Source organism: Arthrobacter pullicola (assembly GCF_014836875.1).
GTDB lineage: Bacteria > Actinomycetota > Actinomycetes > Actinomycetales > Micrococcaceae > Arthrobacter_B > Arthrobacter_B pullicola.
Genome location: NZ_JACSQC010000008.1, coordinates 1 through 26,309 on the forward strand (window position 1 = coordinate 1; position 26,309 = coordinate 26,309).

Sequence of the window (26,309 nt, forward strand, 5' to 3'; positions counted from 1 at the left end):
ATCACCGGGCAGGCCACCGCGGCCCAGGTTCCGGTTCAGGTGCAGCTCGTGATGACCGACCGGACACTCTTCCCCAGCGTCTTCGAACCCGAGCAGGCAGGCCCTGGCGCAAGTGGTAGCACGATCCCCGAGTATCAAGCCTTCCCGACCCTGGACCAGGCGCCCGATCCGGTTCCAGCAGATCCTTCAGCGGCTGCCGTTGCTTCTACCTCCGCCCCGAACGCTGCCGCAGAGAATGTTCGGCCCGTCGGAGCCGCAGGCCAACGAACTGGTCACCTTCCATCGGGCAATCGGATGACCGGGCCACCCGTCACAGCGCCGTCGACACCTCCGCGGGACGAGCCAGCGTACTTCCCCGGATACGGCATCGTTCCCGGTCAATGGGCCAGGGATCTCATCACCGACGCTCTTCGAGGGCAGGGCCCGGACCTGGCTTCCAACAACCACCGGCCCGAACAGCACATCCCGCCCGGCGACCGCATCCCGCCTTATCGGCACAACCCGCCCGAACAGCCCAATCCAAATCAGGACGTTCCGGCTTCGAATGGCCGCGATGCCAACGACGAAAGCCGCAATCCAGCCCGCGTCACGCTGCGTCGGCTCTTCCTGGACCCGGAAAGCCGTGAATTGATCGCGATGGACTCCAAAGCCCGGTACTTCCCGCCCGGACTCGCAAGGCTGATCCGTACCCGCGACCAGACCTGCCGGACACCGTGGTGCGATGCGCCGATCCGGCACATCGACCACATCCGCCCGTACTCCGAGGCAGGGCCCACCAGCTACACCAACGGACAAGGGCTCTGCGAAGCCTGCAACCACGCCAAAGAAGCACCCGGCTGGACCGCAGAATCGACCTGTATCCCGGGCCAACGCCACACCGTCCGAACCGTCACACCCACCGGCCACGCATACCGTTCCACGGCACCGCCCCTTCTTCATGGCACCGCCACTTCCCGGGGCCGCCCGGTAAACCGGTGAGTGGCGGCAGAAATAGCCAGTCCGTTCCTCCTACCAGCCCGCTCCCTACCGGTTCGGCGGCGGTCCGGTTCGGGCGTAAGCCAACTCCGGCGCCTGGCATCCGGCATCCGGCATCCGGCATCCGGCATCCGGCAAGCGTCCCCATCGCCGAGATCAACGGGCATAACCCCAGCCAACCCCTACGCCCCCTACGCCCCAACACCCCAACGCCCCTACGGATTTCCGCTCCACCAACGGATACCCCGCCACGCAAAAAGACGGGTGCATCTGTTCCATGAACAGCTGCACCCGTCCCACTAAAGCGACGTGCCGAAACTAAGGTTCGGAAGCTACTCCGTCCCACCAAACCGCAGCAGGACCTTGCTGCTTACGGACGCGTCCCGGGCAACACTGAATGCTTCCAAGGCATCCTCTGCCGCAAACTCGTGCGTGATGACAGGATCGATCTGCAGGGTCCCGTCAGCCAGCGCCGCAATCACCTCATCGATCTCGTCGTTGAAGCGGAAGGAGCCAACCAGTTCCAGCTCCCGCGTGATGGCCAGGGAGATCAGCGCCGGCTGCTCGCCCGACGGCAGCAAACCAACCATAACGACGCGTCCGCCACGGGTCGCCCCCTGGACGGCGGACATCAGGCCACGGTAGCTGCCGGAAGATTCGAAGCAGATATCCGCGTCCACAGCGGCGATAGCTTCGGCTTCCGTCGCAAGGACCGACCGGTCCGCCCCCACTTTGCGGGCGGTAGCCAGAGGCTGTTCGTGCATGTCGGTGGTGATGATCTCACCGGCACCGCGGGTCTTCAGCACCGCAGTGATCAGCGCGCCGATCGGACCGGAACCGATAACCAGCACCCGCTTGCCGCGCACATCACCAGCCCGCGAAACAGCGTGCCAGGCAACTGCAGCCGGCTCCACGAGAGCAGCACGACGCATCGGCAGTTCCTCCGGAAGCACCCGGAGCATCCGCGTCGGAAGGTTCACGTACCGGGCGAAAGCACCTTCGGTGTGCGGGAACCGTGCCGCGCTGCCGAGGTAGGTGCACCCCGGAGAAAGATTCGGCCGGTCCTCGGGGTAGCGTGATCCGTCACCCGGACCCGGGGTCGCCGGATGCACGGCCACAGCCGTACCGGCAGCCGGGCCCGATCCGTCCGCCGCAGCACGAGCCACCCGGCCCACTACCTCGTGGCCGAGGAGCATCGGTGCTTTCAGGATGGACTCGCCTGCCGCGCCGTGCTGCCAGTAGTGCAGGTCGGACCCGCAGACGCCGCCGTAAGCCACCTCAACCACCGCCTCATCGGCGCCGGGAGCAGCCAGCTCGACGGGCTCAACCCGCAGGTCACCAGCACCATGGGCTACAACGCCAAGAACACTTTCAGGAATCATCATTCCGCCTTTCAGACCACTGTGGTCATGCCGCCGTCAATGAAGACGACCTGACCGTTGATGAAGTTGGAGGCATCAGAAGCGAGCCAGATCGCGGGGCCAACAATGTCCTCGACCGTGCCCCAGCGCTTGGCCGGGGTGCGCCCCAGAATCCAGGAGTTAAACGCCTCGTCATCGACCAGGTTCTGGGTCATTTCCGTGTGGATGTAGCCCGGGGCGATCGCGTTGATCTGCAGGCCTTCGCCGGCCCACTCCGCGGTCATCGCGCGAGTGAGGTTCCGGATGCCGCCCTTGGACGCGGTGTACGGGGCAATGGTGGGACGTGCCAGGTCGGTCTGCACCGACGCAATGTTGATGATCTTTCCGGCACCGCGCGGAATCATGTGCCGGGCAGCTTCCCGGCCCACCAGGAACGCGCTGGTGAGGTTGGTGCGCATCACGCGTTCCCAGTCGGCGACGTCGAGGTCCAGCATCGGCACGCGGTGCTGCACTCCGGCGTTGTTGACCAGGATCGACAGCGGACCAACTTCGCGCTCCACCCAGGCAACGCCGTCGGCCGCTGCTTGCGCATCGGTGACGTCGAACTGGCGGGCGAAGATCCGATCCTCGCCAAACTCCGAAGCCAGAGCGGCGCGAGCGGCCTCCAACCTGTCGGCGTCAAGACCGTTGAGGACCACAACCGCGCCGGCGCGGGCGAGGCCGCGGGCAATTGCATTGCCGATCCCCCGGCTCGAGCCTGTGACCAGGGCGATCCGCCCGGAAATATCGAACATGTTCTCAGCCATGTGCTGCATTCCTTTCCTGCACCACCAGCACCAACGGGGCGGTGATGCCAAAGCGGCCGGGGGCAGCTGCTGCCGCCCCCGGCCGTACTACATTGTTAGACGCTCGATGCGACCAGGTAGATCGCAAGGGCCAGGATGAAGCCGACGGCGCCGATCAGCGCCTGCCCGACGGTCCAGGTCTTCAGCGTGGTCTTGGTGTCCATCTGGAAGAAGCGGCTCACCAGCCAGAAGCCGGAGTCGTTCACGTGGCCGGCAAAGACCGAACCGGCAGCCAGGGCCAGGACGATCGCGACGGTCTGCACGGCGTTGAAGTCCGGGTTGTCCAGGACAACGGGCTGCACCAGGGCGGCGGCGGTGGTCAGGGCGACAGTAGCCGAACCCTGTGCCATACGGACGATGGCAGCGATCACGAAGCCTGCAACGATGACCGGCAGGCCGATGGCATCGAGTGAGTCGGCGATGGCGTTGCCGATACCGCTGGCACGCAGCACGCCACCGAACATTCCGCCGGCACCGGTGATGAGGATGATGGAACATACCGGGCCGAGGGCGCTGTCCACGACAGTCTCGATGAGGGTGCCCTTTTTGCCCTGGCGGCGACCCAGCAGCCACATGGCCAGGAACACGGTGATCAGCAGGGCGATCGGGGTTTCACCGAACGTACGCAGCACCTGCACCCAGGTGTCCTCGAGGGATACGAGTTCTGCTGCAGCAGCCATGTTCAGGCCGGTGTTCAGGAAGATCAGGATGAACGGCAGGACCAGCAGGGTGATGATGGTGCCCAGGCTGGGGCTGGAGCGGAACTCCGACTCAGCGGAACCCTTCGGAGCGTCCAGGATGGTCGGAACCGGGATGTTGAACTTGCGGCCCAGGAAGTGGCCGAAGAGGTAGCCGGTCAGGTACCAGGTGGGGATCGCGACGAGCAGGCCGAAGATCAGGACCAGTCCGACGTCGGCGCCCAACAGGCCGGTGGCTGCCACGGGGCCGGGGTGCGGCGGAACGAAGATATGCATCACGGAGAATGCGGCCGCTGCGGGGAAGGCGTAGGTCAGCAGGGAGCCGCCCATACGGCGGGCAACGGTGAAGATGATCGGCAGCATGACCACGAGGCCTGCGTCGAAGAAGATCGGGAAGCCGAACAGCAGCGAGGCCACGGAGAGGGCCAGCGAGGCCCGTTTCTGGCCAAACTTGTTGATCAACGCGTTGGTCAGCACTTCCGCGCCGCCGGAGACTTCCAGCATGCGGCCCAGCATGGCGCCAAGGCCAACGAGCAGCGCGACGCTGCCCAGGGTCGAGGAGAAGCCGCTCAGCAGCGTGGGTACCAGGTCAGCCGCCGCAACGCCGGTTGCGATGGCGGTAAGCACGGAAACCGTGATCAGTGCCAGGAACGCATGGATGCGGAACTTCATAATCAGCACAAGCAGCAGCGCAATGGCTGCAACTGCGACCAACAGGAGGCCGGGTGTACCCAGCGTCCAGTTGAGCTCAAGATCGGTCATCGTTGTCCTATCAGGGTGAGGTGAGTAAGCCGGGCTCAGTGCCCGGCCGGGGCGAAGGCTTCCGCTGCGGCGGCCGCGATTTCGTCGAGGCTCAGCGAGATGTCCAGCCGGATGCCGGCTTCGTCCTCACCGAGGGGTTCCAGGGTTGCGAACTGGGAATCCAGCAGCGTGGGTGGCATGTATTCGTGGTCGCGCTGGGTGAGCCGCTCCGCGATCAGTTCCCTGGATCCGTCCAGGTGAATGAACTGGGTCTCGGGTGCATAGGAGCGGATCAGGTCTCGGTACTGCCGCTTCAGGGAAGAGCAGGCGATCACCGTGGCGGTTCCCCTCTGCAGGCCCGCAGCCAGCTCACGTCCGATGGCACGCAGCCACGGTTCGCGGTCGGCATCGGTTAGGGGATGCCCGGAGGCCATTTTCTGTTTGTTGCTGACCGAATGAAGGTCATCTCCATCCAGGAAGGGCAGTCCCAGGCGGGCGGCAACTGCCTGGCCCGCTGTGGACTTGCCACAACCTTGCACTCCCATAACCACCAGTGGGGTATACGGCTTGTCCGCCAACGGCATGGCAAAACTCCTCAGACGCTCCATTACATCTGATTTGCTCGTGGCTGAGCCAGTAATAAATCAGATTTATCAGGTCCAAGATAGCACAAGGAAACTCCTCAGCCCGCAGGCCGCCGCACGGAGACGTACTCGAAGATCACGCTGGTATTAGTCCCGGCCACCTCCGGATGAACGCTGATGTTGTGGGCCACCAGGTCCCGCAGCGCTTCCGAGTCGGACAAAGCCACATGGATCAGGAAATCCCGGTCCCCGGTCACAAAGAAAATGCTCTCCACTCCTGGCAGCTGAGCCAAATAGTCCTTAAAGGTCGCCAAATTGGAGCGGGCGTGGGCATGAAGCCGGATGGCGATCATCGCCTGCAATCCCCGGCCGGTGGCCGCCGGATCAACGTCAGCATGAAAACCCCGGACCACACCACTTTCCTGCAGCGCTCGAATCCGCCCGTGGCAGGTGGAGGGGGCAATGCCGACGGCGGCAGCAATGGCATTGTTCGGCATCCGGGCATCCGCCTGAAGGAGTTCGAGAATCCTGCGGTCCACCGGATCCAGGCCCCGCCGTTCCTTCGGTACAGCACTGGAAAACTCGGCCGCGCTCGAATCATTTGTCATGGAGGTGAGCCTACAGAGAATTTTCTACAAAACCATTGCCTAAGGGATGTGGATTATTCGACGATTGCGCTGAAGCCAGCCGCCTTAACCGACCCCTAGGAGCTCTTATGTACCCCCGTGCCGCAGCCCCGCGTACCGCCGTCGTCGTCGGAGCGGGAATGGTCGGACTTTCCACCGCCTGGCATCTCCAGGAACAGGGAGTCGAGGTCACCGTCCTGGACCGGTCCGGAGTGGGCGCCGGAGCATCCTGGGGCAACGCCGGCTGGCTGACCCCGGGCATGGCGATGCCGCTCTCGGATCCGTCCTTGTGGAGTTACGGAGCCAAAGCACTGCTTGACCCTGCCGCACCGCTGCACATCCCCGCCCGGCTGGATCCGCAGCTGTGGTCCTTCCTGCTCCGGTTCGCTGCCCACGCCACGCCGGGTGCCTGGGCCAAGGCGATGGCAGCACTCACCCCGATCGACCGGATGGCGCTGGAGTGCTTCGACGAGCTCACCAGCTCCGGCGTCCAGGCGCACACCCGCAAGGGCCCCTTCATCATCGGCTTTGAGAAGGAAGCCCAGTCGGTGCCGTTTGTCGAGGAAATCCACCATGTGGAAGCGGCCGGCCAGCGGGTTCCGCTGGAGCGGCTGGAGAATGCCCGGCTGAAGGTCCCGCAGCTCTCCGCCAATGTGGAGTCGGTGTTCGCAATGGAAGGCCAGCGGTTCCTGGAGCCCGGCCCGTTCGTCGAGGCTCTGGCCGCAGCGGTCCGGGAGCGCGGTGGCCGCATCATCACCGGCTCAGAGGTGCGGTCACTGCGGCACGGCCCCGCCGGCATCGCCGTCGAAACCTATGCACAGGAACCAGCAGCGGCCGACGTCGTTGTCCTCGCCACAGGTGCGTGGCTGCCCAAGCTCGCCCGTCCGCTGGGCGTGAAGACCCTGGTGCAGGCAGGCCGCGGCTATTCCTTCAGCGTGGCCACGGACCAGCCGGCCGAGTTCCCCATCTACTTCCCGGCCCGCCGTGTGGCCTGCACCCCGTACCAAGGCCGGCTGCGCATCGCCGGAACCATGGAGTTCCGCGGCCCGGACGAGCCGCTGCAGACCGGCCGGATCGACGCCATCCTCGCCTCGGTGCGGCCACTGTTCCAAAACATGGACCTCACCGAACTCCAGGACATCTGGGTAGGGCCGCGCCCGGTCACACCGGACGGGTTGCCGCTGATTGGGGCCACGAAGGCGCCGGGAGTTTATGTGGCCGGCGGTCACGGCATGTGGGGAATCGTGCTGGGGCCGGCCACCGGCAAGCTCCTCGCGGAGCAGATTGTCACGGGTTCCACCCCGGACGCCATCCGGCCCTTCAATCCGTTGCGGTAAGCACTACCGCGGGTACGACGCCGGCGGGGTCCGCAGTCTTTTCCCTGCGGCCCGATTCTGGGACTCTTGCCACCATGGACATGGTGCTGATCGGACTGGCCGCAGGCCTGGTGGTTGGCACCGTGGTGGGCCTGGTGGGAGCCGGCGGGGCGATCATTGCAGTCCCTGCCCTGGTCTATGTGGTGGGGCTCAGCCCGGAAGAGGCGGTGCCCACCTCGCTCATCGTCGTCGGCCTGGCCTCGATTGCCGGTGCGATCCCCCGGCTGCGGTCGGAGGTCAGCTGGCCGCTGGTCCTGATCATCGGCCTGGCCGGCGTCCCCGCGTCCTGGGCCGGGGCCGCCGTCGGCTCCCTGCTGGACCCGGACTGGCTGATGCTCCTGTTCGCCGCCATCATGATTGTGGCCGGGCTGCGCATGCTCAGCAGGTCAGCGTCTTCCGGGCGTCCAACGACTCACAGGGAGCGTAGCTGGAGCGCCCTGGCGCTGCGCGGCATCCCGACGGGGCTGGCCGTCGGGTTTCTGACCGGTTTGCTGGGCGTGGGCGGGGGCTTCCTGATCATCCCGGCCCTGACCCTGCTGCTGGGACTTCCCATCTCCCGCGCCGTCGGCACGTCGCTGGTCATCATCAGCATCAATTCCGCTTCCGGCTTCGCCGCGCACCTCGAGGGCCTGTCCATCGACTGGGCCCTGACAGCCAGCTTCGCCGCCGCCGCGATGGCCGCGTCCCTCACCGCCGCACGGACCGCGCACCGCCTGGACGACGCCGTCGTCAGCCGGGTCTTCGCCGTCATGATCTTCGCGGTCGCCCTCGCGGTCCTGCTGCAGACCGTTCCGGCCCTGCTGCGGCAGGAGCCGGCGCCGCCGCCGGAAGCTCCGGCACCTCAGGCGCAGCCATCGGGAATCAGTGCCAGCCTCACCGTGAGCCGGCTCAGCATCGGCGAGCGCAGCGTTAATCTGGTCATCAGCAACGGCACGGAGACGGACCTGGAAATCACGGCCGCTGCCCTGGACTCCCCCTGGTATACCGCTCCGGCCCCCTGGGTTCCCGCCGACGGCGACGGCACCACCGTGCGGCCCGGCGGCCGGGTTGCGCTGCCTGCTGGGCTGCCGGCCGCGGTCTGCCCTGGAGGGGCAGATCCGTCCAGGGCGGATGGCTCCGGGGACAACGCCGCCTCCGTGCGGCTCACGCTCGGCGACGGCAGCACCCATACCGTGGCGGCACCGGACCCGTATGCGTCTCTGGCAGGGGTCCATGGACAGGACTGCCTGCAGCAGTCGATGGATGAGGTGGCAGTCATTGCGCTCCCGGCGGGCCTCCGCATCAGCGAAGACGGCCGGAGCGCAGTGATCTCTGTTGCTGTGACCCCGGCCGGCGGACAGGGCGCTCTGACCGTGGACACGATCGGCACCACCACTTTGATTACCGAGGCCCCCGGCAAACCCTGGCCGCGGCAGGTGGAGATTTCCGGCAGCGATGCGCCGTCCGTGCTGGAACTGCACATTGTCCCCATGCGCTGCGATGTCCATGCGCTGGCTGAGGATAAGGTCGGCACGCGGCTGCCGCTGGAGATCCATGCCGGCGGCTACCGCGGGCAGGTGCGTCTGGAACCGCCGCGGGAATTCACGGCAGCGGTCTACGAATTTGTTCGTTCGGCCTGCACTCAATAGCCGGCACGAAATAGATTGCACGCGAATCACGCCATTGTGATCCGCGTTACAGGCGATGCTACCTGTCCCCGCCGTGGAAGGCTAAATGGAGACACGCGGACGCTCCTGACCTGCGGTATTGAGGTTTCGTGAAGCGGCGTCGGCGCTGCGTGAGACGATAATTTCATGCCTGAGACCATGCCCCTCGTCGATGTCACCGACATCATCCGCGTGGTCGGCGGCACCGCCTTCCAGCGGGGGCAAAGCTATGCCAAGGGCGGAGCCGTCGAATCCCTGGACTGGGATGCACCGGGCAACGTGCTGCGCGCCCGGGTGCGTGGACACGCCAATACGCCCTACCGCACCATGCTGGTCCTGGAACCCAAGCGGCAGGGCGACTACCGCCTGGCGGACAACCATTGCAGCTGCCCGGTGGGCTACGACTGCAAGCACGTCGCCGCAGCAGCGCTGCAGAGCAACACGGACCACCTGATCAGCCGGCAGGAGCTGCGCAGCCCTCCGGCCACCCCCGCCGTTCCGGCCTGGCAGCAGACACTCCAGCACCTGCTCGAAGGCACGGAAAGCAGCGAGCCGCGGCGCACCACTGCGCTGGGACTGCAATTTGAGCTGCGCAGGCGCGACGGCGGCGCCAGCGGCGTGTGGGGCCCGCCGCCTTCGCGGCGCGGCACCCGGGCACCGGCCTGGCGGCTGGGAGTCCGGCCGGTGGTGCGTAACGCCCGGGGCGCCTGGGTCAAGAACAACCTGGCGTGGACCAACCTCGCCTACCAGACCTACGGCTTGAAATTCGATCCGGAACAGCACCGCTGGTTCTCCCAGTTCCCGGCCCTGCACCGGTCCAACGGAGTGACCTATTTCGGCCAGAACGACTCCTGGCTCTACCTGGACGACTTCGCCAATCCCCTGCTCTGGCAGCTGCTGGAGGAGGCGCAGCGTCTGGGTGTGGAATTCGTCGGAACCAAGAAGGACATCACCGTGCAGCTCGGCGCAGAGGCCATCCTGGCCCTCGATGTCCGGGCCACCGCCGCCGGTGAATCGGCCCCGCTGCAGCTGCTCCCCAGCCTGGAAATCGATGCCCAGCACTATCCGCTGGACACGGCCGGCATCATCGGAAGCCACGGCCTGTACGTCCGCTCAGCCAACGGCACGATCCTGCTGGCGCCGAGTCCGCGGACCCTCACTGAACAGGACCGCGCCCTGCTGGCGGGCAACGCACCGGTGACCATCCCCCAGGCCGACACCGCCCTGTTCCTGGAAAAGTTCTATCCGAAACTCCGCCAGGTGCTGCCCGTGACCAGCAGCGACGAATCCGTGCAGTTCCCGGAGGTCGAGCCGCCGCTGCTGGTCCTCACCGCCGCCTTCCAGCCGGAGGATCACCTCGCCTTGGCCTGGGAGTACGAATACCGGCAGGGCACCAGCGCCCACCGGATTGCCTTGGACGCGCACCCCGCCGCCAGCGGACCGGCGGCCCGGGATATCAGCGCCGAAGCCGAGCTGCTGACTGCCGCCACCCAGGTGCTCGGTGCCGCACCGCGGAACACCGTGCTGCAGGACATCGATACCGCCGAGTTCAGCGAATACACGCTTCCGAAACTGCAGAAAACCGATGGGATCCGGGTGGATATCCTCGGTGAGCGGCCGGACTACCGCGAACTGACCTCGGCCCCGAAACTGAAGATCACCACGGTGGAGACCGAGCGCCGGGATTGGTTCGACCTGTCGGTGATGATCACCGTGGACGGACGGCAGGTGGCCTTCGCTGACGTCTTCAAAGCCATCGCCAAGGGAAAAACCAAGCTCAAGCTGGTGGATAACACCTATATGTCCCTGGACCGGCCGGAGTTCGAACAGCTCCATGCCCTGATCGAAGAGGCCCAGGCCCTGCAGGAATGGGACACCGGTGCCCTGTCGATCAGCCGGTACCAGGCCGGGCTCTGGGCGGAACTAGAAGAGCTGGCGGAGGAAACCGAGCAGGCTGCTGCCTGGAAATCCTCGGTCAGCGGCCTGCTGGAACTCGACTCCGTCGCCCCGGTCCCACTCCCGGCGGGCTTGCATGCCGAGCTGCGCCCCTACCAGGTGCAGGGGTACAACTGGCTGGCTTTCCTCTGGGACCACGGACTGGGCGGAGTCCTCGCGGACGACATGGGCCTGGGCAAGACCCTGCAGACCCTGGCCCTGATCGCCCGGGCGCGGGAAACCCAGGCAGGCAAAGCCAGGGCACAGGAGACCCAGCCGGCCCGCCGCCCGTTCCTGGTGGTCGCCCCGACGTCCGTGGTGCCGAACTGGATCTCCGAAGCCGCCCGCTTCACCCCGGGCCTGCGGACAGTTGCCGTCACCGACACCAGCACCAAATCACGCCGGAAGCTGGCCGAGATCATCGACGGCGCGGACATCGTGGTGACGTCCTACGCCGTCTTTCGGCTCGACTTCGCCGCCTACCGGGAACAGGACTGGGACGGACTGATCCTGGACGAAGCGCAGTTCGTGAAGAACCGCACCACCAGGGCCAATCAATGTGCCCGGGACCTGCCGGCGCCGTTCAAGCTCGCGATCACCGGCACCCCCATGGAAAACAACCTCATGGAACTGTGGTCCATGTTCGCCATCGTGGCACCCGGGTTGTTTCCCTCCGCCCGGAAGTTCGCCGAGGAATACCAGCGCCGGATCGAAAAGTCCCAGGACATGGCGCTGCTGGGCCGGCTCCGCCGCCGGATCAAACCGCTGATGCTGCGCCGCACCAAGGAAGCCGTGGCCTCCGACCTGCCCGCGAAGCAGGAGCAGGTCCTGGAAGTGGAACTGAGCCCGAAACACCGGAAAATCTACGAGACGCATCTGCAGCGCGAACGCCAGAAACTGATGGGCCTGCTCCAGGACATGGACCGGAACCGGATGATCGTGTTCCGCTCGCTGACGCTGCTGCGCATGCTCAGCCTCGACGCCTCCCTGGTGGACGCTGAGAACCAGAGCGTCCCCTCAGCCAAATTGGACGCCCTGCTGGAGCAGCTGGAGGACGTAACGGCGGAAGGGCACCGCGCCCTGGTCTTCAGCCAGTTCACCTCCTTCCTCAAACTCGCGGCCCAGCGGCTCGAAGCCGCCGGCATTCCCTATGCCTATCTGGACGGCTCGACGCGCAACCGGGCCGACGTGATTTCCGGGTTCAAGGACGGCGAAGCTCCGGTCTTCCTGATCAGCCTCAAGGCCGGCGGGTTCGGCCTGAACCTCACCGAGGCGGACTACGTCTTCCTGCTGGACCCCTGGTGGAACCCGGCCACGGAAGCGCAGGCGGTGGACCGCACCCACCGGATCGGGCAGACCCGGTCCGTGATGGTCTACCGGATGGTCGCTCGCGGGACGATCGAGGAGAAGGTCATGGCGTTGAAGGAACAGAAAGCCGCCCTGTTCTCCTCGGTCATGGACGACGACGCCGTCTTCAGTTCCGCGCTGACCGCCGAGGATATTCACTCGCTGCTGGAATGACTCTGCCATTCCCAGCATCCGGTTCCGTTTGTACAGTGGGGGGATGGCTACCCAGGAACGTCCCATAGGCTTTTGGCTCAAACTGGTGGATCAGCTGGTTGATGAACAGTACGGCGCCAGCTTCGAGGAACACGGCGTCACCCGCCGGCAGTGGCAGATGATGAACATGCTCACCAACGGGCCTGCCACGGAAAAAGAGCTCTCGGACCAGCTCCGTCCTTTCTTCCCGCCGGTTGAGGCAGGCTCCTCCAAGGAACTGATCGACGAACTTGCCGAAAGCGGCTGGGTCGCGGTGCAGGACGGTGAATATGCGCTGACCGATCTGGGGTCGCGCAGCCTGGAAAACCTGCGCGGCGCGGTCGAACGCATCCGGGAGCAGCTCACCTCGGAGGTGTCCGAGGAGGAATACTCCGCGCTGGTGGGTGTGCTGCAGCGGATGGCAGGCAACCTGGGCTGGAGCGAACCCCGCGGCACCATGGACGCAGACACCCCTGGACTGTAGAAACCCCGGACTGGAGAAACCCCGGACTTTCAAAACCCGGCCTCTGAAACCGGCATGCCAGCGGTAGGCTCCCATTTATGGGGAAGCAGATTTATGTGGAGATACTGGTCCGTGCGCCGCTGGATACCGTCTGGACGCTGACACAGCAAGTGGATCTCCATTCCCGCTGGGACCTCCGCTTCAGCTCCATCGCGCCCGTGGCGGACGGACCACCCCAGGAATTCCGCTACGAATTCCGGCTCCCGTTCCACACCATTCACGGCACCGGAGTTTCCCTCGGCGGCAGGACAGGCGCAGGTGGTGCCGCCACCTCGGTCCTGAAGTTCCGCACGCAGGATCCGCTGTCCCCGATTGGCCCAGGGGCAGGCTATTGGCGCTACCTTCCCGACAACGACGGCGGCACCCGGTTCATCACCGGCTACGACTTTTCGCCGGGCTGGGGACGGCTGGGCACCTGGCTGGACAAGCCGCTCATCCGCCCAATGCTTGGCTGGGCCACCGCCTGGAGCTTCGACCGGCTGCGGCTGTGGGCCGAGGATGGCCTGGATCCGCGGCGCGCCCGCAACCGGTGGCTGCTCGACGGCGGCGCCCGCCTGGGCGTGGTGGCAGCGGGGTTGGCGCTGGTGTTCCGGAGGCCGACTCCGGTACCCGTGCTGGCCGCCCTTGCTGCTGCCGCCGCTGCCGGCCTGGTCCCCCGGCATCCCAGCATTCCGCGGGCGGACCGCTGCCTGCGGAATCCACCGGACCGCAGAGCCGGCCAGGCGCCGTCGTCGCTCGCTTCGCTGGCGGAACCGGCATGAGCAGTGACGTCCAGTCCATCTTTGCCCGCGCCCTGGGCCCGGATTTCGACCGGCTGCACCCGATGCTGCAGCAGCGTTTCGGTGTGGACCCGGCAGCCGGCTACGCCTGCCTGGGCCACGGCGTCTTCGCTGAAGTACGGCGCGGAGCCTGGTGGACGGTACCGTTCCTGAAAGTTGGTGCGTACCGGAATATTCTCTTTCCCGAACGCGGCACGGACGTTCCCTTCACCATCGAGAACTATCCCTACACCGACGGGTTCGGGCGGCCCACTGTCACGTTCACCCGCACCCTGGAGATGCGCCCGGGCAAACCGCGCCGGTTCGACGCGACCATGGTCTACAGCGAAGCCCGCGGCACCGTGGTGGACTACCTCGGCAGCCACCAGCACCTGGCCACGGATCTTCGCCTGGCGGTCAGGGAGGACGGCTCACTGCACCTGCGCTCCACCGCGCTGCGCTTCTATGAAGGGCCGCTGCACTTCACCGTGCCGCGGTTCCTGACCGGATCGGCGGACCTGTATGAGGCCTACGACGACGAGCGGCAGGTCTACACGGTCCAGCTGCAGGTCCGGAATCCCCTGTTCGGGTTCCTCTTCGGTTACCGCGGAGAGTTCAGCTGCGCCTTTGTACCCGTCACCGGCGCGGAGGTACCGGCCGGCCTCAAGCCGCTCCGGGAGGAACTGCGGGACTAACGCCCCGGGACAGGTGACGGGTCAGCGTGCGGGCCGTGCCGTCGTCGAGCACCAGGTCCGTGATCACACCGGCCCGCAGCGCTGCGAGCAGTCCCGGCACCTTGTGATCCCCCGAGACCACGCACATCCGGCGGGGAATCTGCCTCAGCTCCTGCGGGGTGGGCCCGGAGGCGCGGCGGTTCAGCCCGATGTCCGCATAGCTGCCGTCCTCGCGCAGGAACACCGTACACACATCGCCCACCACCCGGTGCGCGGCGAACTCGCGGAACGCGTCCTCCGTCAGGTAGCCGCCGCTGTACACCTCCGAGGGCGAGGGCCCCTGGAACGCGCCGACGCTGAACACTGCCAGATCCGCCTCGGCCCGCACCGCCAGCACCCGCCGTACCGTGGATTCCTGCCACATCAGCTCCCTCGTCCGTTCGTCATCGAAGAAGGCAGGGGCGGGAAACTGGATCAGCGCGGCGTCGAAGGAGGCCGCCATCCGTGTCAACAGTCCGGGAGAGGCATTCAGCTGCGCCGACCGGGCGCTCACCGCGCCGTTCATCTGCACCACGGTAGCGTCCCGGGTCAGCTTCGGCTGGAGCGCGGCCGCGACTGCCGACGTCGTTGTCCCCCAGGCCACCGCCATGGTCATCCCGTCGGTGAACCAGTCATGGATCAGCACCGCTGCGTGCCGCGCGGCGGCCTCCAGCCGTTTCGCGTTGGACGCCGTAGCCGGTGCCGCAGCCAGATAGGTGGTCACGCCGAAGGACTTCCGCAGGGTCCGCACCAGCTCGTTGCGCGTGTCCACCGGCGCCGAGAGGGTGATCCGGACAATGCCCCGCTCCCGCGCTGCCTGCAGCATCCGCGAAACGGTGGAGCGGGAGACATTGAACCGTTCCGCGACCGCCTCCATCGTCGCGCCCTGGATGTAGTAAAGCTCTGCTGCCCGGTACAGATCAGCATCTTCGTGCATGGCATCTCCCTCGACTGTGCACGTTCGTTCATCTACTTTGATCGTACTCCCAGCTGGGGCCTAAGGTTCAGCGAAGACTCCGGATCTACAGGTCCGACCCGAAAGCGAAAGGCCTCCACATGTCAACTCGCCTGCCCTCCACCGGGAACCGCGACGCCGTCCTGGACGAGCTCGCTGATGGCCCCGAACTCGATGTCCTAGTAGTCGGAGGCGGGGTGACCGGCGCCGGCATCGCCCTGGATGCGGTCTCCCGCGGCCTGCGTACCGCCATCATCGAAGCCCAGGACTGGGCCGGCGGCACCTCCCAGTGGTCTTCCAAGCTGGTCCACGGCGGCCTGCGCTACCTGCAGCAGCTGGACTTCAAGCTGGTATCGGAGGCGCTGCGCGAGCGTGAGCTGCTGCTCGATTCGCTGGCCCCGCACCTGGTCAAGCCCGTGCCTTTCCTCTACCCCATCACCCACCGCGGCTGGGAACGCCCCTACGTCGCCGCCGGCATCGGCCTCTACGACACCCTGGCGCACGTCGGCGCCAAGAACGCCACCATGCCTATCCAGCGTCACCTCGGCATGAAGGGCGTCAAGGAGGCCTTTCCCGATATCAGGGAAGGCTCCATGGTCGGAGCCATCAAGTACTGGGACGGCAAGGTCGACGACGCCCGCCTGGTCCTGACCCTGGTACGCACCGCAGCACGCTTGGGCGCCACGGCCATCACACGGGCCAAGGGAGTCTCCTTCCCGCAGGATGCCTCCGGCCGGGTATCCGGCGCCGTCGTCCGCGACCTGGAGACCGGCCGCGACCGCACCATCCGCGCCAAGACCGTGATCACCGCCACCGGCGTCTGGACCGAAAAGACCCAGGACCTGGCCGGCGCAGACGGCGGCCTGAAGGTACTTGCGTCCAAGGGCATCCACATCATTGTGCCGCGCGAGCGGATTTCCGGTGAGTCGGGCCTGATCCTGCAGACCGAGAAGTCCGTGCTGTTTGTGATTCCGTGGGAGCGCTACTGGATCATCGGCACCACCGACACTCCGTACCACCAGGAACTGTCGACGCCGGTGGCCACGAGCGCGGACATCGACTACGTCATCGAGCACGCCAACGTGGTGCTGGACAAGCCGCTGACCCGCGACGACGTGATTGGCACCTACGCCGGCCTGCGCCCGCTGCTGCAGCCGGGCACTAAGGGCGACGAGCAGTCCACCAAGATCTCCCGCGAACACACCGTCACCGAGGTTCTGCCGGGCCTGATCGCGATTGCCGGCGGCAAGCTCACCACCTACCGGGTCATGGCCGAGGACGCCGTGGACCTGGCCCTGGGCGCACGCGCCAAGGAGCTGCCCTCCGTCACCGCCAAGACCCCGCTGCTCGGTGCCGACGGCTATCTGCCGCTGACCCGCCAGGCCGCCGCGCTGGGAGCGAAGTACGGCTGGACCGAACAGCAGGTGATCCGGATGCTGGACCGCTACGGATCAGCTATCTCCGAGATCACCGAACTCGTGGACGAGCGGCCCGAGCTGGCCGCCCCGCTGCAGGGTGCCCCGGCTTACCTGCGGGCGGAGATCGTGCATGGCTGCACCCATGAGGGCGCCCTGCACCTGGAAGATCTGTTCGACGTGCGCACCCGCCTCACCTGGGAAGCCCCGAACCACGGTCTGGACGCCGTCGAGGAGATTGCCGACCTGGCCGCTGAAGCGCTGGATTGGGACCAGCCCCGCCGCGACGCCGAGGTGCGGGCGTACCGCGCCCGCTGCGAGGCCCAGGATGCTGCCGCCGCGATCGCGGACGAACCCACCGCTGCAGCCGTCCGCTCCGAGGTGCCGGGCGTTGTCGAGGCCGTGGCGCGCACCGTGGGCTAAACGGGGATCAGCGGCCCGCCCGGACGGGCTGAACGTGGCCGGCTTCGGCGGCACCTGCATCGGTGCGGCCGAAGCCCATTAGCCCCGGAGCACATCCGGGGCTAATGCCCTTTAAACGCTTCCGCCAGCCACCAGGCACCGCCGTCAGACGCGATTTTGGCGTCGATGACCAGCGGAGCGTCCCGTGGGCCGGCCAGCCAGCCCGCAACCGCCGCGAGGTCCTCTCGGCTGCGGACAGTGATCCCCGAGGCTCCGTAGCCGCGGGCGATCGCGGCAATGTCGGTGTCCGGGAAAGTCACCGTGCCCATGTCCGCCGGTGCGTCCCCGGTGCCGAAGTGGTGTACCTCGGCGCCGTACGCGGCGTCGTTGTAGACAATGGCTACCAACGGTAGCCGCAGCCGGACGGCCGTTTCCAGTTCGGAGATCCCCATCAGGAAGCCGCCGTCGCCGGTGCCCAGCACCGGCAGGCGGTCCGGTCGCGCCAGGGCCGCGCCAATCGCCGTTGCCAGGCCCAGTCCCACGGACTGGAAGGCCTGGGTGAAACAGAAACCGAACTCGTCCGGCACCTGGAGATGGGTGGCGGGATAACCCATGAAGTTACCGGAGTCCACCGATACCAGCCGCTCCGCCGGGAGCAGGGCATCGAGTTCCAGGCTCAGTACCCGCGGATCGATCTGCGTGGCCGTGGAAAGATCCTGGACAGGGACGTCGCGCCAGCGTGAACCGGCCGCGATCCGCTCCGCCGTCGCACGGGACCGGTACTTCTCCACCGGTTCCGGCTCCACGGCCCGAAGTTCGGCCAGCACGTCTTCAGCGGTTGCCGCGCAGTCGCCGGTGATACCCAGGTGGATTTCCCGGTTGGCCCCCAGCGCCGCGCCGTCCACGTCCACCTGGAGTACCGCGGCTTCGGCATTGATCAGGGATCCGTGGCGCATGGTCCACATGTTCAGCGTGCAGCCCCAGCCCACAATCAGGTCCGCGCCGCTGATCAGCGCCGCGGTTTCCGGCGTCGAGAATCCGCCGGAAATGCCCAGATTGAACTCCTCGCCGTTGAAGAGTCCGTTGGCGACGGCGGAGGTAGCCAGCAGGGCTCCGGAGTGGGCGGCGAGCGCCGCAATTTCGGGTCCTGCGTGCCGCGCGCCGCGGCCGGCAACGAAAACCGGGCGCTGCGCGTGGGCCAGGAGGTCGGCCATGCCGCGGACCAGGATGGAATCCGGGCGGATGCGTCCCGCCGGGGCCACCGGGGGAACGAACTCCGGAGCACCCGCCGGAACCGGCTGGGCCTGCACATCGAGGGGCAGGCTGAGGACCACTGTGCGGCGCCCGTTCAATGCCGTGCGGAAGGCGCGGACGGTATCGGCCAGGGCACTCTGCGCGGAATGCACCCGTTCAGGGACGGCCCCGAGGCTGCGCGCGAAGGCGTCCTGGTCGATCCGGAAGTTGGAGCGCACGGCGGCACCGGCGGTGTCTGCGGTCAGCACAATCATCGGGGTACGGGATTTCGCGGCCTCGCCGATTCCGGTGGCGGCGTTGCTCAGTCCGCAGCCCTGGTGGGTGGTGACCACGCTGACCAGCCCGGACATCCGGGAATAGGCGTCGGCCATGGTGGCTGCCCCGCCTTCATGCCGGGCCGCTGTGAACGGCACACCGTGTTCCCGCAGGGCGTTCGTGACATGGAAGTTTCCGCTGCCCACCACGCCGAAGGCATGTCCTACCCCCAGCTGTGCCAGGGTGCGGCCCACCAATGCTGCGATATCCATGCTGTCCATCCGGTGCGGCTCCTGCCCTGGTCTTCAACGCTGTCCCAGCAAGAACTCTAGGACGGCGTCCGTCCTAAGCCGCTCGTGTGACTCCCCTTTACCCCTCCCGCAGCGCCCGAACGGTATCCTCAGGCAAACGATCCTCCACCCTGAACAGGACCAGCACATGAGTCTCCACAGCACTGAACCCGGTGTCATCCCGGGCCTGCTCGCCGCGCTCGACGGCGGATCCCTGGAAATCATCGACCTCACCGCACCGCTGAGCGCCGGGATCCCCACCCTGAAACTGCCGGCCCCCTTCGTGAACCTGATCGACTTCAGCTTGGAGGAAGTCAGCGCGTTCAACGAGCCCGGCCCGTTCTGGAAGCACAACAACATCCACACCGGTGAACACATCGGCACCCACGTGGACGCGCCGTCGCACTGGGTCACCGGCCGTGACGGAGACGACGTCTCGCAGATCCCGGTCCAGCGGCTGGTGGGTCCCGCCGTCGTCCTGGACTTCAGCGCCAAAACGGCAGCCAATCCGGATTTCCTGGTCGAGGTGGAACACATCAAGGCCTGGGAAGCCGAGCACGGGGCGCTGCCTGACGGAGGCTGGCTGCTCCTGCGCACAGGTTGGGACAAGTTCTTCGACGACGCCGACGCGTTCCTTAATATGGACGACACCGGCTCCCATACCCCGGGGCTCTCCGCGGCCTGCGCCAAGTGGCTGGCGGAGGAAACCCCGATTGCCGGACTCGGTGTGGAAACGGTGGGGATCGACGCCGGTAACGCCGGCGCATTCGATCCCCCGTTCCCGGTGCATTACTACCTGCTGGGCAACAACAAGTACGGGGTGACACTGCTCCAGAACCTGGCGCAGCTGCCCCCGACCGGTGCCCTCATCGTTGTGTCCCCGCTGAAAATCGTCGGCGGAACAGCCAGTCCGGCACGTGTGCTGGCGCTGGTGGAACGCACCGGCTCCTAGCAGGGAACCAGTCCTACGCCGGGCGCGCCTGGACCTGGGCGAGCAGCTGCTCGAAGGGCAGCGATTCGTTCGGGTCCAGCCGGGGAGCCGGTGCGGGGGCGTCCCCGAGCAGTGCAACGAGCTCGGATCCCGCCCGCCGGACCCGGCTGTCCAGGCTGCCGGTTCCATCGGTTCCCGCTCCCCAGTCATCCGGGGCAGCAAAGACGGCGGTGGGCGTGATGCGGGCACGCAGGTAGCTGAACATCGGCCGCAGGGCGAAGTCCAGGACCATGGAGTGCCGGGCGCTGCCGCCGGTGGCACCCACCATCACGGGTTTGCCGTCCAGGGCATCCTTGTCGACCACATCGAAAAAGGACTTGAACAGGCCGCTCATGGAGGCGGTGAACACCGGGGTCACCGCGATCAGGGCGTCGGCGTCGATCACCTCATTAATAAGCGCCTCCAAGTTGGGCGGCGCAAAACCGGAGACCATGGCGTTGGCGATATCCACGGCATACTCCCGCAGCTCATACGTGGTCACCGAGGCCTCATGCCCGGCATCCTGCAGGCTCTGCCGCGCCGCGGCACTGAGCTGATCAGCCAGCATACGGCTGGAGGAAGGCGTGCCCAATCCGGCGGAGAGAGCTACGATCCTGCGTTCGGCCATGACGGCCCCTTTCCTAGATTCCAACCTGTAGATGTCATTGCATCTACTTTGGGAACCCTGCGGGGCACCCGGTTATTCCCGCCCTAGGATGCGATTGAGCCTGCGGCATCAGCTCCGGGCACGGGCATAGTCCGCACGGGGCAGGCCACAGCGGCCGGACGCCAGGAAAGAACCTAAAATTCCGCCTTACAGGGGAGGTCAAAGTGGCTGCAGTTCACTAAGCTGGCTTTCGTCATGCGTCGGCGGCCCCTGCATCCGCCGGCACGTACCGCATCGCAGACACTCTGAGGGGAACCATGTCCGAGCAAGTGCCTCCGGCAAATAACTACAGCTACAACGCCTACTCGAGCAACCAGGCTCCGTCAGCACCGCCGGCTCCGGTCCGGCCCCAGCAGGTCGATCTGGGCTTCTGGCTGCTGATCGCTGCCGCCGTTCTGAGCGTCATCAGCATTCCGGTCGGCATGGCCTGGCTGAACTCCAGCGGTTACAAGGAGTCCATGGTCGGGGCCGGGATCTCCGCCGAGCAGCTGGACGCACTGATTGCCGCCACTGTGGTGACCACCCTGTTCTTCGCCGTTATCAGCGTGGCAATCTCCGTACTCGTTGCCCTGTTCATCCGCAAGGGCCACAACTGGGCCCGGATCGTGGCGACTGTTTTCGCTGCCCTCTCCCTGTTCAACCTCACCGGTCTTGCAGCCGGTGGGCTGATGGCCATAACCACCGGACTGGGCGTACTGCTCCCCGTCACCGCAGTTGTTCTGCTGTGGATGAAGCCTGCCACGGAATACTTCCAGGCCGCCAAAGCCTACCGGCAGTACAAGAACTACAACCCGGGCGCTTAGCACCTGGGAAAACGGGGGCGGTACCGGATTTTCCGGTACCGGCCCCGTTGCGTTAACCGTGCTTCAACGTGCCGCGGCCCGCCCCGCGGCCCGTCCGCTGAACAGGCACCCACCCAGGAAGGTGCCTTCCAGCGACCGGTAGCCGTGCATTCCGCCGCCACCGAATCCGGCCGCCTCGCCGGCAGCGTAGAGTCCCGGAACCGGCGAACCGCCGCTGCTGAGCACCCGCGAATCCAGATCGGTTTCCAGCCCGCCCAGGGTCTTGCGGGTCAGGACGGAGAGCCGGACGGCGATCAGCGGGCCGTCTTTCGGCTCCAGGATCGGCCGCGGCGTGGCAGTGCGGATCAGCCGGTCCCCCAGATAAGAACGGGCACCGCGGATGGCGGTAATCTGGGCGTCCTTGCTGAACCGGTTGGCGATCTCCCGGTCCCGGGCCTGCAGCTGCTCCAGCACCGACTCAGCGGAAACAACGGGCGCGGTGCCCTCCGTGGAGGACTTTGCAAGCGAGTTCATGGCTGCAACCAGCTCCCCCACAGTGCCCGCGGTGAGGAAATCCTCCCCATGGTCCAGGAATTTCTGCACCGGGCCCGGCACCCCGGCACCCGCCCGGCCGAGCACGTCCCGGACAGATTTCCCGGTCAGGTCCGGGTTCTGTTCAGATCCAGAGAGGGCAAATTCCTTCCGGATGATTGCCTTGTTGAGAATGAACCAGCTGTAGTCATATCCGGTGCTCCGCAGGTACTCCAGTGTCCCGAGCGTATCGAAGCCGGGGAAGAGCGGTCCTGGCAGGCGGTTGCCCGCAGCGTCCAGCCAAAGTGATGACGGGCCCGGAAGGATCCGGATGCCGTGGTTGGGCCACACCGGGTCCCAGTTGCGGATGCCCTCGACGTAATGCCACATCCGGTCCGGGTTGATGATCCGCCCGCCGGCTGCCTGCGCCGCTTTCAGCCCCCGGCCGTCCACGTGCCCCGGAACTCCGCTAAGCATCCGTTCCGGCGGTGACCCGAGGCGCTCCGGCCAGGCCGAGCGGACCAATCCGTGGTCGCCGCCGATACCTCCGGTGGTGACTACGACAGCCCCAGCGGAGAACTCGAATTCCCCCACCGCGCCGCGCGCTGCTGGGCGGCCGCGCGGCGTCGTCGTACGCTCCAGGACGGTCCCGCGTACCCCGGTGACCGCTCCCCCGCTGGTCAGCAGCGCCTCCATGCGGTGGTTACAGACCAGGCGGACCAGGCCGCGGTCCACTCCGTCACGCAGCTTAGCTTCAAACGGTGCGGTGATCCCCGGGCCGGTGCCCCAAGTGATGTGGAACCGGGGGACGGAGTTACCCGGACCGGTGGCGCCGTAGCCGCCGCGCTCCGCCCACCCAACCACGGGAAAGGAGCGGTGCCCCATTTGGTGCAGCCAGGAGCGTTTCTCACCGGCGGCAAAGTTTACGTAGGCTTCGGCCCAACGCCGCGGCCAGTAATCTTCCTCGCGGTCAAACCCTGCCGTCCCCAGCCAGTCCTGCCACGCCAGCTCCACCGAATCCTTGACCCCAAGGCGGCGCTGCTCGGGTGAGTCCACGAAGAACAAGCCGCCAAAGGACCACCATGCCTGGCCACCCAGGCTCTGTTCCCCCTCCTGTTCCAACAGGATGACGGAGCGCCCGGCGTCTATAAGTTCAGCGGTCGCTGCCAGCCCGGAAAGGCCGGCTCCCACCACAATGACATCTGCGTCGATTGGCTGCATCCGGCACAGGCTACCGGCCGCCTCGCACTCCTGCCTAGACCCGTTCGGAGACCCCGCTCCTGTCCCGAGGCCCTGTCCACCAACACCGGTGCTTCCTAGACTGGGACAACGAGGGCCGTTCAGCGAACGAGCCGGCACCGGCCGGCTGCGACCCAGGCACGGACAAAACCCCACTGGAGGTACTCATGAGCACCACTCCAAATGATGAAAACCGTAGCCACAACGAAAGCCCGGCAGAAGGCGAGCAGGCCACCCAGCCGGACTCCAGCCGCGAGCATTCGCAGGAAGCGGCTGAAGGCGACGAGGACCAGGCGTAGCAGAGGACCAGGCATAGCAAAGGCCTCCTGTTTCCGGTGCCGTGTTCGGCTCCGGGAACAGAAGGCCCCCGCTTCTGGATGCGGGTGCTGAGGCTAGGAAGCCTTGGCCCGGCCGGGATTTTTGCTGGCGTCCGCAATCACGTCGGCGTCCTTGCTGTGGTCCACCACGGGGCCGGTGCCCGCAATTTCGCGCAGCTGCTCGATTCCGACCGCGGCAGCCGCCTTAGTGGGGAACATTGCCGAAACGGCCATGAGCGCTCCATCGCCGGAAATGAGCTTGATCCGGAATGCGCCGTCGTGAGCGTCAACCAGCTTAAAATAGCCCGACATCACTTACCTCCTTGTAAGGGGTACCTTCAGTGCCATTAATGGTAAGCCGACTGATCAGCTTTGGGACCCCCTGTTGGGTAACTGTCCGCGAAGATACCTGATCGATACCTTTGGCCCATGGACTAGCCGCTGCTGCGGGCCGCACCGGACGTGAGCGCCTGCAGAATCTCGTCCTGCGTGGCAGGCAGCGACGTCAGCAGGGCCGCCAGCATCCTCGCCTGCGACGGGCCAAGGTCTCCGCTGGGAATGGCGCCGGCGCGAACCAGGTCCACCCCGCCTCCGGCACCGTAGGCAGGAACTACCGGCCCGGCCGGAACCCTGGAACACAGGATCACGGGGCAGCCGCCGCGCACTGCGTCCTGGACAGCTTCAGCGAAACCCGCACCCGCGTTGCCGGCACCCGTGCCGGCCAGCACCACGGCGTTGGCCCCGGACCTGACAGCGAAAGTGAACAGGTCCGGCGTCGTACCCAGTGCACATTGGATGATCTCCACCTGGGCATTATCGAAGTCCTCCCCCGGCAGTGGCAGCGCGGCAGGACGGACCGGGATCGCGCTGACGTGGAGCGTGCCGGCAATGAAGTGCGCCACCGGAACGCCTCCGGAGAAGGGACTGGCGGCCATGGTGTGTGTTTTGCGGGTACCCCGTGCCGCGAAGACCTGTCCGGCGAAGGAGATCAGGACGCCGGCTCCGCGCAGCTGGCTGGCTGCCGCCGCGGCTACAGCTTCCTCAAGGTTGGCCGGGCCGTCCGCACCGGCGCTGTCCGCCGTCCGCTGCGCACCGGTAAAAACAACCGGCTTGGGCGACTCGTGGACCAGATCAAGCAGGAAGGCGGTCTCCTCCATGGTGTCCGTGCCGTGGGTGATGACAACGCCATCCACGCCTTCATCCGCGACGGCGTCCCGCACCGCTTCGGCGATCCCCCGCACGTCCGAAAACCGGAGCTGGAAGCTGTTGACGTTCGTGAGGTCCTGCACCGAATAGCCATGCCGGCCGGAAAGACCGGCAGCAACTTCCTCCGCCCGCTCGGCTGAAGTAGCTCCGTCCTTGCCCGTGCGGGACGCGATGGTCCCGCCGGTCGCCATAATCCTGATGTGGGCCATTGAACCCCTGTCCTCTCACCGGCGTCACCACAGCCAACATATGCCTGCATCCTGCACCATGGCTAGGACTTCGGGGTATTCGCGCAGTCCGGCAGGCAACCCGATCCAAGGTCATAGACTGGCGGCATGGCAGATACGGTCACTCCGGAGCAGCGCAGCCGGAATATGTCCCGCATCCGCGCCAAAAACACTAAACCGGAGCTGCTGATTAGGCGGCTGCTGCACCGGGCCGGCTACCGTTTCCGGCTCCACGGGTCCGCCCGCGGCCGCAGCCTCCCTGGCAAGCCGGACCTCGTTTTCGCCGGCCGACGGAAAGTCATCTTCGTCAACGGCTGTTTCTGGCATACGCATTCCTGCCTTGCCGGAACCCGCGCCCCGGCCACCAACGCTGAGTTCTGGGCGGCTAAGCGCGCACGGACCGTCGCCCGGGATGCCGCAGCATTGGCGGCCCTGGACGCAGCGGGCTGGACGGCCTTGGTTGTCTGGGAGTGCGAGCTCCGCAACACCAGCACGCTCGAAGTGGAGCTGGCCGCCTTCCTCGGCCCACCAGGCACTGCCCCCACAGCCTCGTTAGACTCAGGAGAACCACTGCACCGAAACAGAGGGGACCTGCATGACTGAGATACGCGGCGTACTTTTCGACGTCGACGGAACGCTGGTCGATTCCAATTACCTCCATACCGTGGCCTGGTGGCAGGCTTTCCGCCGGCTGGACTATGACATTCCAATGGCAGGCATCCACCGGGCGATCGGCATGGGCGGGGATAAACTCATCGGCCATTTGCTCGGCGGTGATCCTGACCCGGAGATCGAAGAAACACTGGACTCCACGCACGGGGCGGTGTTCTCCACCTTTTGGCCCTCGCTCCGGGCGTTCGACGGCGCCGCCGACCTGCTGCGTGCAACGGCTGGCCGGGGACTCGCCGTCGTGCTGGCGTCCTCCGCCTCGGCAGCTGATCTGGATGCTCTGCGCGCGGCGATCGACGCCGACGATGCCATCACCAAGGCCACCAGCTCCTCCGATGCCGTCGAGAGTAAACCGGCTCCGGACATCCTGCAGGCCGCGCTGGATTCAGCGGATCTGAGGGCCAAGGACACAGTGTTCGTGGGCGACTCCATCTGGGACATCAAGTCCGCCGCCAAACTGGGGATTCCCACCGTGGCTCTGACCTGTGGCGGCACCAGCGAGGCGGAACTGCGTGACGCCGGTGCCGAGCAGGTGTTCGCGGGCCCCCGGGAACTGCTGGAACACCTCGACGACAGCTTGCTTGGCCAACTGGCCGGCCGCTGACCTCCTCCGCCAACGCCAGCGAAAGGACCCGCAATGACCACCGAACCCACCAAATCCGGCCACGATGCCCAGAATATCCGTGAGGAGCAGGGAACCCACGCACCGGGTACTGTGCCTCCGGGTGACTTTGGTGAAGCCAGTCAAAAACGGCAGGACGGCGTGGAAGATGCGCTTACTGAGCCAGAGGGAGCAGATGACTGACCCCG

General features: G+C 66.4%; 25 protein-coding genes. 14 read left to right on the forward strand and 11 right to left on the reverse strand.

The genetic code is table 11. The features are described 5' to 3' along the window. Window positions 1-978, forward strand: a 978-nt coding sequence (locus tag H9638_RS14840; protein WP_191748698.1) for an HNH endonuclease, incomplete at its 5' end; no start/stop codon positions are given. A 329-nt stretch (window positions 979-1,307) separates the two neighbouring features. Here H9638_RS14840 and H9638_RS14845 read toward each other — a convergent pair. From H9638_RS14845 to H9638_RS14865, 5 genes are all read right to left on the reverse strand, one after another. After that, window positions 1,308-2,360, reverse strand: a complete 1,053-nt coding sequence (locus tag H9638_RS14845) for an L-idonate 5-dehydrogenase (RefSeq protein WP_191748700.1) — start codon at window positions 2,358-2,360, stop codon at window positions 1,308-1,310. Between the two features lie 8 nt (window positions 2,361-2,368). Next, the gene (locus H9638_RS14850) at window positions 2,369-3,142 is read right to left on the reverse strand and encodes an SDR family oxidoreductase (protein ID WP_191748702.1); all 774 of its coding nucleotides are present in this window, start codon (window positions 3,140-3,142) and stop codon (window positions 2,369-2,371) included. Between the two features lie 95 nt (window positions 3,143-3,237). Next, on the reverse strand, window positions 3,238-4,641 hold the full coding sequence (locus tag H9638_RS14855; protein WP_191748704.1) for a GntP family permease: 1,404 nt from the start codon (window positions 4,639-4,641) through the stop codon (window positions 3,238-3,240). Window positions 4,642-4,676: 35 nt separating this feature from the next. Next, window positions 4,677-5,165: a gluconokinase gene (locus tag H9638_RS14860; RefSeq protein ID WP_191748706.1), complete on the reverse strand. Its 489-nt coding sequence runs from the start codon at window positions 5,163-5,165 to the stop codon at window positions 4,677-4,679. 137 nt (window positions 5,166-5,302) lie between these two features. Beyond that, window positions 5,303-5,812, reverse strand: a complete 510-nt coding sequence (locus H9638_RS14865) for an Lrp/AsnC family transcriptional regulator (protein WP_191748708.1) — start codon at window positions 5,810-5,812, stop codon at window positions 5,303-5,305. 107 nt (window positions 5,813-5,919) lie between these two features. On the opposite strand from H9638_RS14865, the gene H9638_RS14870 reads away from it, so the two are divergent. From H9638_RS14870 to H9638_RS14895, 6 genes are all read left to right on the forward strand, one after another. Then, on the forward strand, window positions 5,920-7,167 hold the full coding sequence (locus tag H9638_RS14870; protein WP_191748710.1) for an NAD(P)/FAD-dependent oxidoreductase: 1,248 nt from the start codon (window positions 5,920-5,922) through the stop codon (window positions 7,165-7,167). A gap of 74 nt (window positions 7,168-7,241) precedes the next feature. Then, the gene (locus H9638_RS14875) at window positions 7,242-8,834 is read left to right on the forward strand and encodes a sulfite exporter TauE/SafE family protein (protein WP_191748711.1); all 1,593 of its coding nucleotides are present in this window, start codon (window positions 7,242-7,244) and stop codon (window positions 8,832-8,834) included. A gap of 165 nt (window positions 8,835-8,999) precedes the next feature. After that, on the forward strand, window positions 9,000-12,308 hold the full coding sequence (locus H9638_RS14880) for a DEAD/DEAH box helicase (RefSeq protein WP_191748713.1): 3,309 nt from the start codon (window positions 9,000-9,002) through the stop codon (window positions 12,306-12,308). Between the two features lie 43 nt (window positions 12,309-12,351). Beyond that, window positions 12,352-12,810, forward strand: coding sequence for a MarR family winged helix-turn-helix transcriptional regulator (locus H9638_RS14885; protein ID WP_191748714.1), 459 nt, complete (start codon window positions 12,352-12,354; stop codon window positions 12,808-12,810). 77 nt (window positions 12,811-12,887) lie between these two features. Continuing rightward, complete coding sequence (locus tag H9638_RS14890) at window positions 12,888-13,610, forward strand: SRPBCC family protein (protein ID WP_191748716.1); 723 nt, start codon at window positions 12,888-12,890, stop codon at window positions 13,608-13,610. Next, the gene (locus H9638_RS14895) at window positions 13,607-14,302 is read left to right on the forward strand and encodes a DUF4166 domain-containing protein (RefSeq protein ID WP_191748718.1); all 696 of its coding nucleotides are present in this window, start codon (window positions 13,607-13,609) and stop codon (window positions 14,300-14,302) included. The genes H9638_RS14890 and H9638_RS14895 overlap by 4 nt, the downstream gene beginning before the upstream one ends. Here H9638_RS14895 and H9638_RS14900 read toward each other — a convergent pair. Then, entirely contained in the window at window positions 14,271-15,257 is a 987-nt protein-coding gene (locus tag H9638_RS14900; RefSeq protein WP_191748720.1) for a sugar-binding transcriptional regulator, read from the reverse strand. The genes H9638_RS14895 and H9638_RS14900 overlap by 32 nt on opposite strands. Window positions 15,258-15,376: 119 nt before the next feature. On the opposite strand from H9638_RS14900, the gene H9638_RS14905 reads away from it, so the two are divergent. After that, window positions 15,377-17,113, forward strand: a complete 1,737-nt coding sequence (locus H9638_RS14905; protein WP_191748722.1) for a glycerol-3-phosphate dehydrogenase/oxidase — start codon at window positions 15,377-15,379, stop codon at window positions 17,111-17,113. Window positions 17,114-17,214: 101 nt separating this feature from the next. On the opposite strand, the gene H9638_RS14910 is transcribed toward H9638_RS14905, so the two are convergent. Beyond that, entirely contained in the window at window positions 17,215-18,873 is a 1,659-nt protein-coding gene (locus H9638_RS14910) for a thiamine pyrophosphate-binding protein (protein WP_191748931.1), read from the reverse strand. A 166-nt stretch (window positions 18,874-19,039) separates the two neighbouring features. On the opposite strand from H9638_RS14910, the gene H9638_RS14915 reads away from it, so the two are divergent. Beyond that, the gene (locus H9638_RS14915) at window positions 19,040-19,843 is read left to right on the forward strand and encodes a cyclase family protein (RefSeq protein WP_191748724.1); all 804 of its coding nucleotides are present in this window, start codon (window positions 19,040-19,042) and stop codon (window positions 19,841-19,843) included. A gap of 13 nt (window positions 19,844-19,856) precedes the next feature. On the opposite strand, the gene H9638_RS14920 is transcribed toward H9638_RS14915, so the two are convergent. Next, entirely contained in the window at window positions 19,857-20,489 is a 633-nt protein-coding gene (locus H9638_RS14920) for an FMN reductase (RefSeq protein ID WP_191748726.1), read from the reverse strand. 296 nt (window positions 20,490-20,785) lie between these two features. Here H9638_RS14920 and H9638_RS14925 point away from each other — a divergent pair, with 296 nt between their 5' ends. Continuing rightward, complete coding sequence (locus H9638_RS14925) at window positions 20,786-21,331, forward strand: hypothetical protein (protein WP_191748728.1); 546 nt, start codon at window positions 20,786-20,788, stop codon at window positions 21,329-21,331. A 63-nt stretch (window positions 21,332-21,394) separates the two neighbouring features. On the opposite strand, the gene H9638_RS14930 is transcribed toward H9638_RS14925, so the two are convergent. Then, the gene (locus H9638_RS14930; protein WP_191748730.1) at window positions 21,395-23,062 is read right to left on the reverse strand and encodes an FAD-binding dehydrogenase; all 1,668 of its coding nucleotides are present in this window, start codon (window positions 23,060-23,062) and stop codon (window positions 21,395-21,397) included. 185 nt (window positions 23,063-23,247) lie between these two features. Here H9638_RS14930 and H9638_RS17000 point away from each other — a divergent pair, with 185 nt between their 5' ends. Beyond that, entirely contained in the window at window positions 23,248-23,379 is a 132-nt protein-coding gene (locus H9638_RS17000) for a hypothetical protein (RefSeq protein WP_263599654.1), read from the forward strand. 93 nt (window positions 23,380-23,472) lie between these two features. On the opposite strand, the gene H9638_RS14935 is transcribed toward H9638_RS17000, so the two are convergent. Together H9638_RS14935 and H9638_RS14940 are read right to left on the reverse strand one after the other, a co-directional pair. Beyond that, the gene (locus H9638_RS14935; protein WP_191748732.1) at window positions 23,473-23,709 is read right to left on the reverse strand and encodes a YegP family protein; all 237 of its coding nucleotides are present in this window, start codon (window positions 23,707-23,709) and stop codon (window positions 23,473-23,475) included. Window positions 23,710-23,831: 122 nt separating this feature from the next. Then, window positions 23,832-24,812: an asparaginase gene (locus H9638_RS14940; RefSeq protein ID WP_191748734.1), complete on the reverse strand. Its 981-nt coding sequence runs from the start codon at window positions 24,810-24,812 to the stop codon at window positions 23,832-23,834. A gap of 126 nt (window positions 24,813-24,938) precedes the next feature. Between H9638_RS14940 and H9638_RS14945 the strand changes: the two genes are divergently transcribed. Genes H9638_RS14945 through H9638_RS14955 form a run of 3 tightly spaced genes read left to right on the forward strand, consistent with a single transcriptional unit; the run spans window position 24,939 to window position 26,304 of the window. Beyond that, window positions 24,939-25,433 carry a very short patch repair endonuclease gene (locus H9638_RS14945; RefSeq protein ID WP_191748736.1) on the forward strand — a complete coding sequence of 165 codons (495 nt, stop codon included), beginning with the start codon at window positions 24,939-24,941 and terminating at the stop codon, window positions 25,431-25,433. After that, window positions 25,426-26,103 carry an HAD family hydrolase gene (locus H9638_RS14950; RefSeq protein WP_191748738.1) on the forward strand — a complete coding sequence of 226 codons (678 nt, stop codon included), beginning with the start codon at window positions 25,426-25,428 and terminating at the stop codon, window positions 26,101-26,103. Before H9638_RS14945 ends, H9638_RS14950 begins: the two co-directional genes overlap by 8 nt. Window positions 26,104-26,136: 33 nt before the next feature. Next, window positions 26,137-26,304: a hypothetical protein gene (locus H9638_RS14955; protein ID WP_191748740.1), complete on the forward strand. Its 168-nt coding sequence runs from the start codon at window positions 26,137-26,139 to the stop codon at window positions 26,302-26,304. The last annotated feature ends 5 nt before the right edge of the window (window positions 26,305-26,309 follow it).

Coding starts and splice junctions, on each gene's coding strand:
- H9638_RS14845 (WP_191748700.1), bottom strand. CDS start 2,360: ATGATGATTCCTGAAAGTGTTCTTGGCGTTGTAGCCCATGGTGCTGGT.
- H9638_RS14850 (WP_191748702.1), bottom strand. CDS start 3,142: ATGGCTGAGAACATGTTCGATATTTCCGGGCGGATCGCCCTGGTCACA.
- H9638_RS14855 (WP_191748704.1), bottom strand. CDS start 4,641: ATGACCGATCTTGAGCTCAACTGGACGCTGGGTACACCCGGCCTCCTG.
- H9638_RS14860 (WP_191748706.1), bottom strand. CDS start 5,165: ATGGGAGTGCAAGGTTGTGGCAAGTCCACAGCGGGCCAGGCAGTTGCC.
- H9638_RS14865 (WP_191748708.1), bottom strand. CDS start 5,812: ATGACAAATGATTCGAGCGCGGCCGAGTTTTCCAGTGCTGTACCGAAG.
- H9638_RS14870 (WP_191748710.1), top strand. CDS start 5,920: ATGTACCCCCGTGCCGCAGCCCCGCGTACCGCCGTCGTCGTCGGAGCG.
- H9638_RS14875 (WP_191748711.1), top strand. CDS start 7,242: ATGGACATGGTGCTGATCGGACTGGCCGCAGGCCTGGTGGTTGGCACC.
- H9638_RS14880 (WP_191748713.1), top strand. CDS start 9,000: ATGCCTGAGACCATGCCCCTCGTCGATGTCACCGACATCATCCGCGTG.
- H9638_RS14885 (WP_191748714.1), top strand. CDS start 12,352: ATGGCTACCCAGGAACGTCCCATAGGCTTTTGGCTCAAACTGGTGGAT.
- H9638_RS14890 (WP_191748716.1), top strand. CDS start 12,888: ATGGGGAAGCAGATTTATGTGGAGATACTGGTCCGTGCGCCGCTGGAT.
- H9638_RS14895 (WP_191748718.1), top strand. CDS start 13,607: ATGAGCAGTGACGTCCAGTCCATCTTTGCCCGCGCCCTGGGCCCGGAT.
- H9638_RS14900 (WP_191748720.1), bottom strand. CDS start 15,257: ATGCACGAAGATGCTGATCTGTACCGGGCAGCAGAGCTTTACTACATC.
- H9638_RS14905 (WP_191748722.1), top strand. CDS start 15,377: ATGTCAACTCGCCTGCCCTCCACCGGGAACCGCGACGCCGTCCTGGAC.
- H9638_RS14910 (WP_191748931.1), bottom strand. CDS start 18,873: ATGGATATCGCAGCATTGGTGGGCCGCACCCTGGCACAGCTGGGGGTA.
- H9638_RS14915 (WP_191748724.1), top strand. CDS start 19,040: ATGAGTCTCCACAGCACTGAACCCGGTGTCATCCCGGGCCTGCTCGCC.
- H9638_RS14920 (WP_191748726.1), bottom strand. CDS start 20,489: ATGGCCGAACGCAGGATCGTAGCTCTCTCCGCCGGATTGGGCACGCCT.
- H9638_RS14925 (WP_191748728.1), top strand. CDS start 20,786: ATGTCCGAGCAAGTGCCTCCGGCAAATAACTACAGCTACAACGCCTAC.
- H9638_RS14930 (WP_191748730.1), bottom strand. CDS start 23,062: ATGCAGCCAATCGACGCAGATGTCATTGTGGTGGGAGCCGGCCTTTCC.
- H9638_RS17000 (WP_263599654.1), top strand. CDS start 23,248: ATGAGCACCACTCCAAATGATGAAAACCGTAGCCACAACGAAAGCCCG.
- H9638_RS14935 (WP_191748732.1), bottom strand. CDS start 23,709: ATGTCGGGCTATTTTAAGCTGGTTGACGCTCACGACGGCGCATTCCGG.
- H9638_RS14940 (WP_191748734.1), bottom strand. CDS start 24,812: ATGGCCCACATCAGGATTATGGCGACCGGCGGGACCATCGCGTCCCGC.
- H9638_RS14945 (WP_191748736.1), top strand. CDS start 24,939: ATGGCAGATACGGTCACTCCGGAGCAGCGCAGCCGGAATATGTCCCGC.
- H9638_RS14950 (WP_191748738.1), top strand. CDS start 25,426: ATGACTGAGATACGCGGCGTACTTTTCGACGTCGACGGAACGCTGGTC.
- H9638_RS14955 (WP_191748740.1), top strand. CDS start 26,137: ATGACCACCGAACCCACCAAATCCGGCCACGATGCCCAGAATATCCGT.